Source organism: Paenibacillus baimaensis, from assembly GCF_025567575.1.
The window spans coordinates 1-1,438 of sequence record NZ_JAOQIO010000090.1 but is presented as its reverse complement, the minus strand read 5'-3'; the positions used below and the strand labels follow the sequence as shown (position 1 = coordinate 1,438).

The window sequence follows — 1,438 nt, the reverse complement described above, 5'->3', positions numbered from 1 at the left end:
GAAAAAATTATTTGAAAATTAATTAAAGAATTAATTAACCGTTCATTCCGCTAACGAAGAACTATAGTTGAGGAATTGCCCAAAGCAAGACCTCTTTTGGCTATTAAAGTAACGGGAGTTATCTTCAATGACATGTGTTAAAATATGGATTAAATTATCATTTGATAAAGGGAGAGGAAACAATGTCACAATCACTCATCTTTGATATGGACGGAACACTATTTCAAACAGATAAAATTTTAGAAATATCACTTGAAGATGCTTTTAATCATTTAAGGTCACTAAATGAATGGGATGCGGTAACGCCTATTGATAAATACCGTGAAATTATGGGCGTACCTTTACCCAAAGTATGGGAAGTTCTGTTACCCGATCATTCCAATGAAGTAAGAAAACAAACTGATGCATATTTTCTGGAAAGATTAATTGAAAATATAAGAAGTGGGAATGGTGCTTTGTATCCTAATGTAAAGGAAGTTTTCAGTTATTTAACAGAGAAAAATTGTTCAATTTACATAGCAAGTAATGGTTTAACGGAATATTTAAAAGCGATTGTGAATTATTATAATTTGGAGAATTGGGTTACAGAAACATTTAGTATCCAACAGATTGAATCGCTGAATAAATCAGATCTAGTTAAGGCTATTGTAGAAAAGTATGGTATTACCAATGGAGCAGTAGTAGGGGATCGCCTTTCGGATATAAATGCGGCAAAAGATAATGGTTTAGTTGCAATAGGATGTAATTTTGATTTTGCACAAGAAGATGAACTTTCTCAGGCTGATATAGTTATAGATGACTTAATTGAACTAAAAACAATAATATCACAGTTGAAAAAAAGGTATTCAACTCACGGCTAACGATAGCGTAGGGGCTTGCTTTCAAGGCAGCTCCTCTTTTGGTTTATTGAAGTAACGGGCAGAAGAATGCGAAAGGGATTTTATGTAAATTGTTGAATTAGTATAGGATCAAGATCAGTTCATTAAAGGATGATGATACATGAATGTGCGTTATTTACGTGTTCAGGTTCGCTATTCTGGAAAAACGGGGAAGCCAGTAGGCATATTTGGAGCATGTTGGCATCTTCTCAGAGGTAGCCGTTTAAATGAAGAGGAGTCAGCCAAATTTCTGGCTATAAATGAGTGGTTTAAAGAACATTTACCTGAACCTTCGTTCTACGAGCACGGTAATCCAGATAAGGCAATTACATGGTTCAAGGTAGGTTTGTCTGATCAAATGGTGACAGAACTTCAGCCTTTGATGGATTTGCTGGATAAGTATCACGTCCAGTATGACATCGTTTTATCAAATTACCCTGGAACGATTATTTATGAGGATAAGTATCAAGTTGGTGTTATTTGATTGAGCTAACGGAGAACGATAGTTAAATCTAGAATGGCTGCCGCGAGGCAGCCTTCGCTAAGCTAAAGGGAGATTA

General features: G+C 35.4%; 2 protein-coding genes. Both read left to right on the top strand.

What is annotated here, in order from left to right; genetic code table 11:
* Positions 1 to 182 precede the first annotated feature (182 nt).
* On the top strand, positions 183 to 860 hold the full coding sequence (locus OB236_RS23475; protein WP_262686159.1) for an HAD hydrolase-like protein: 678 nt from the start codon (positions 183 to 185) through the stop codon (positions 858 to 860).
* A gap of 139 nt (positions 861 to 999) precedes the next feature.
* Complete coding sequence (locus tag OB236_RS23470; protein ID WP_262686158.1) at positions 1,000 to 1,362, top strand: hypothetical protein; 363 nt, start codon at positions 1,000 to 1,002, stop codon at positions 1,360 to 1,362.
* The last annotated feature ends 76 nt before the right edge of the window (positions 1,363 to 1,438 follow it).